Origin of the sequence: Tenacibaculum aestuariivivum, from assembly GCF_964507685.1 — a bacterium.
Classification (GTDB): domain Bacteria; phylum Bacteroidota; class Bacteroidia; order Flavobacteriales; family Flavobacteriaceae; genus Polaribacter; species Polaribacter aestuariivivum.
The window spans coordinates 5,001-10,000 of the sequence record NZ_OZ208414.1 but is presented as its reverse complement, the minus strand read 5'-3'; the positions used below and the strand labels follow the sequence as shown (position 1 = coordinate 10,000).

Annotated in this window: 2 tRNA genes and 4 rRNA genes (2 of these 6 cut by a window edge); all 6 read right to left on the bottom strand. The window is 42.7% G+C overall.

The features are described from left to right. Nucleotides 1–1,263, bottom strand: a 23S ribosomal RNA gene (locus ACN5J4_RS00045) (it extends 1,614 nt beyond the left edge of the window). A gap of 227 nt (nucleotides 1,264–1,490) precedes the next feature. After that, nucleotides 1,491–1,564 (bottom strand) — tRNA-Ala (locus ACN5J4_RS00040). An 85-nt stretch (nucleotides 1,565–1,649) separates the two neighbouring features. After that, a tRNA-Ile gene (locus tag ACN5J4_RS00035) sits at nucleotides 1,650–1,723 on the bottom strand. A gap of 81 nt (nucleotides 1,724–1,804) precedes the next feature. Then, nucleotides 1,805–3,322: ribosomal RNA gene (locus ACN5J4_RS00030) — 16S ribosomal RNA — on the bottom strand. Nucleotides 3,323–4,283: 961 nt separating this feature from the next. After that, a 5S ribosomal RNA gene (rrf, locus tag ACN5J4_RS00025) occupies nucleotides 4,284–4,392 on the bottom strand. A 103-nt stretch (nucleotides 4,393–4,495) separates the two neighbouring features. Then, nucleotides 4,496–5,000: ribosomal RNA gene (locus ACN5J4_RS00020) — 23S ribosomal RNA — on the bottom strand; it runs 2,372 nt beyond the window's last position. Together the 16S, 23S and 5S rRNA genes with 2 tRNA genes alongside form the textbook arrangement of a ribosomal RNA operon.

Genomic DNA, 5,000 nt, shown 5'->3' with positions numbered 1-5,000 from the left:
TCCAGCATCCCTTACAGAACACCTTCGGCGCAAATAGAATGCTCCCCTACCACTTATACTGTGTATAAATCCATAGCTTCGGTAATATGTTTATGCCCGATTATTATCCATGCAAAACCGCTCGACTAGTGAGCTGTTACGCACTCTTTAAATGAATGGCTGCTTCCAAGCCAACATCCTAGCTGTCTAAGCAGTTTCACCTCGTTAGTTCAACTTAACATATATTTGGGGACCTTAGCTGATGGTCTGGGTTCTTTCCCTCTCGGACATGGACCTTAGCACCCATGCCCTCACTGCTGAGTAACATTTTATAGCATTCGGAGTTTGTCAGGAATTGGTAGGCGGTGAAGCCCCCGCATCCAATCAGTAGCTCTACCTCTATAAAATTTTCGCTCAACGCTGCACCTAAATGCATTTCGGGGAGTACGAGCTATTTCCGAGTTTGATTGGCCTTTCACCCCTACCCACAGGTCATCCAAAGACTTTTCAACGTCAACTGGTTCGGTCCTCCACTGTATGTTACTACAGCTTCAACCTGCCCATGGGTAGATCACTCGGTTTCAGCGTCTACTACTACTAACTATACTCGCCCTATTCAGACTCGCTTTCGCTTCGGCTCCGGACCTTAAATCCTTAACCTTGCTAGTAACAGTAACTCGTAGGCTCATTATGCAAAAGGCACGCCGTCACACAGTTAATGTGCTCCGACCGCTTGTAGGCGTACGGTTTCAGGTTCTATTTCACTCCCTTACTTAGGGTTCTTTTCACCTTTCCCTCACGGTACTAGTTCACTATCGGTCTTTCAGGAGTATTTAGCCTTACCGGATGGTCCCGGTGGATTCATACAGGATTACTCGTGTCCCGCACTACTCAGGGTACTGCTATATTATCTTCGATTACCTATACTAGACTATCACTATCTTTGGTTTGTCTTTCCAGACAATTCTAGTTCTCTAAGATTCTAATCTCGCAGCCCTACAACCCCAATACTGCCGTAACAGCATTGGTTTGGGCTAATCCGCGTTCGCTCGCCACTACTAACGGAATCACTATTGTTTTCTCTTCCTCCGGTTACTTAGATGTTTCAGTTCACCGGGTTTGCCCCCTTGCGGGTGATATGTCTTCAACATACCGGGTTGCCCCATTCGGAAATCTACGGATTATAAGGTATGTGCCCCTCCCCGTAGCTTATCGCAGCTTATCGCGTCCTTCATCGCCTCTGAAAGCCTAGGCATCCGCCATACGCCCTTATTTAGCTTATTGTACTTTTTGCTCTAAACATAAATGTTTAGAACGAGCTCTTTATAATTATTTATTTTTATAAAAATATTGTTGTTAAATATAATTTAACTTCTCTATCTTGATTTCTTTACGATATCATTTTACCAATATGTCAATGAACATGGCGAATCACCATTGATAAGTATTTTATCAACTTTAATCCTGCAATACTCTTGGAATAATTTTACTTATCCCTAGGCATTACCTAGTGGAGAATATCGGAGTCGAACCGATGACCTCTTGCGTGCAAGGCAAGCGCTCTAGCCAACTGAGCTAATCCCCCATTATAAACCCTAGAATACTATTCAGAATTTGAATGTCGAATCCTCTAATTTCTAGAATTTCCTTTCTAATAATTTACACCTTAGTAGTCCCGGGCAGACTCGAACTGCCGACCTCTACATTATCAGTGTAGCGCTCTAACCAGCTGAGCTACGAGACTATAATAGCTTATTATTAGTGTTTTTTAAAATTAACAGCAAAGAGTAAAATTTCCCTTTTGTAACTCACCATCTTTCTCTAGAAAGGAGGTGTTCCAGCCGCACCTTCCGGTACGGCTACCTTGTTACGACTTAGCCCTAGTTACCAGTTTTACCCTAGGTCGCTCCTCTCGGTAACGAACTTCAGGCACCCCCAGCTTCCATGGCTTGACGGGCGGTGTGTACAAGGCCCGGGAACGTATTCACCGGATCATGGCTGATATCCGATTACTAGCGATTCCAGCTTCACGGAGTCGAGTTGCAGACTCCGATCCGAACTGTGATATGGTTTATAGATTCGCTCCTGGTCGCCCAGTGGCTGCTCATTGTCCATACCATTGTAGCACGTGTGTAGCCCAGGACGTAAGGGCCGTGATGATTTGACGTCATCCCCACCTTCCTCACGGTTTGCACCGGCAGTCTCTCTAGAGTCCTCAGCTTAACCTGTTAGCAACTAAAAATAGGGGTTGCGCTCGTTATAGGACTTAACCTGACACCTCACGGCACGAGCTGACGACAACCATGCAGCACCTTGTGATCTGTCCGAAGAAAACTCTATCTCTAAAGCTGTCAGACCACATTTAAGCCCTGGTAAGGTTCCTCGCGTATCATCGAATTAAACCACATGCTCCACCGCTTGTGCGGGCCCCCGTCAATTCCTTTGAGTTTCAGTCTTGCGACCGTACTCCCCAGGTGGGATACTTATCACTTTCGCTTAGTCACTGAACCGAAGTCCAACAACTAGTATCCATCGTTTACGGCGTGGACTACCAGGGTATCTAATCCTGTTCGCTCCCCACGCTTTCGTCCATGAGCGTCAGTATATACGTAGTAGACTGCCTTCGCAATCGGTATTCTAAGTAATATCTATGCATTTCACCGCTACACTACTTATTCTATCTACTTCCGTATAACTCAAGTCAACCAGTATCAAAGGCAGTTCCATCGTTGAGCGATGGGCTTTCACCTCTGACTTAATTGACCGCCTGCGGACCCTTTAAACCCAATGATTCCGGATAACGCTTGGACCCTCCGTATTACCGCGGCTGCTGGCACGGAGTTAGCCGGTCCTTATTCTTACAGTACCGTCAAGATGCTACACGTAGCACGGTTTCTTCCTGTATAAAAGCAGTTTACAACCCATAGGGCAGTCATCCTGCACGCGGCATGGCTGGTTCAGAGTTGCCTCCATTGACCAATATTCCTCACTGCTGCCTCCCGTAGGAGTCTGGTCCGTGTCTCAGTACCAGTGTGGGGGATAATCCTCTCAGACCCCCTACCTATCGTTGCCATGGTAAGCCGTTACCTTACCATCTAGCTAATAGGACGCATAGTCATCTTGTACCCATAAATGTTTAATAGAGTTTCGATGCCGAAACTATACATTATGGAGTGTTAATCTTCATTTCTAAAGGCTATCCTCCTGTACAAGGCAGATTCTATACGCGTTACGCACCCGTTCGCCGGTCGTCATCTGTGCAAGCACAATGTTACCCCTCGACTTGCATGTGTTAAGCCTGCCGCTAGCGTTCATCCTGAGCCAGGATCAAACTCTTCATTGTATATTGTAAATAATATTAATGAATAAGTTTCAAAAGAATTTGTTCTAAATTATTAGAACGTGGTTATTCTACTCTTTGTTTACGCTGTCAATTTCAATATTTTCAATGAACTTGTCGAGTCGACACAAACAAGTATTTTTCAACTCGTTAATCTTCTCAGACTTTTTGTAGAAACGTTAGAATCGAACTAACTGACTTATCAACGTCATTTCCAAAATCTCTTGATCGTTACGCTCTCTTAAAGCGGTTGCAAATATACATCCTTTACTTTGTTTTAAACAAGCTTTTTTTAACTTATTTTTTACATTTTATTAATGTGATACTTACCAATATTTTAATGAGCTTTTGCTAATTTTTAAACTTTCGTTTTTCCGTTAGCGGTTGCAAATCTACACCCTTTTATTGAAACAGCAAGTACATTTTTTTGTTTATTTTTAAAGTGTTTTTTAATTACCTATTTTTCAATAACTTAAAGTCAATGTTTTTTATTTTAATTTGTTCTTTTTAATTATTTAAAGTTAAATCAGACTTTTTTAACTCTCTTTATTCCTCTTTTATTTTTTAAAATTCTTTGTTTTTAGTAATAAAAAATTAAATAAATAGCAGTTTTTAATGTTAAGTAATCTAATGCATAGCCCCGATTGAAACATCTGTTTGAGCTCTTTTTTCTTTTTTTATTTTAAAAAACAAAAAAAGCGAATGCGGAAAGCGGGAAATTGTTGCTGAAAAATCAATGTTTTAAAAGATAAATAAATCCTTTTTTATCAAATTTACCTAATACTTTACCTTCCTATCCTCATTATTTCTTACGGATATAACACTTCTTAGGTATCTAAAAAGCCCTCACAGCTTTTTAAAATCTGTGAGGGCTTAGTTTACTATCTAATTTAGCTATGCCTATCCTAACATTTTCAGTTTAGCGCAAAAAAAAACCTCAATCTATAAAGATTGAGGTTTAAAAGAAAGGCAACGACCTACTCTCCCACCAGTGGCAGTACCATCGGCGCAAATGGGCTTAACTTCTCTGTTCGGGATGGAAAGAGGTGAGCCCCATTGCGATAATCACCTTAAATCGTTTCAGTATATTGCAACTGTATAAGTTAACATATTAGCAAAATCATATCGTAAATTATCAAAAGAGTTACGCTTGCGCCCTTTCGAGCGCAAGACTTCTACATAAGCCTATGGGTTATTAGTACTACTTGGCTATGACATTACTGCCTTTACACCTATAGCCTATCAACGTGGTAATCTTCCACGACCCTTTAAAGAAATCTCATCTTGTGGTGGGTTTCGCGCTTATATGCTTTCAGCGCTTATCCCTTCCCAACGTAGCTACTCTGCAATGCTCCTGGCGGAACAACAGATACACCAGAGGTTAGTTCAACTCGGTCCTCTCGTACTAAAGTCAAATCCACTCAAATTTCTAACGCCCACAGCAGATAGAGACCGAACTGTCTCACGACGTTCTGAACCCAGCTCGCGTGCCACTTTAATGGGCGAACAGCCCAACCCTTGGGACCTTCTCCAGCCCCAGGATGTGACGAGCCGACATCGAGGTGCCAAACCCCCCCGTCGATGTGAGCTCTTGGGGGAGATCAGCCTGTTATCCCCCGGAGTACCTTTTATCCTTTGAGCGATGGCCCTTCCATGCGGAACCACCGGATCACTATGCTCT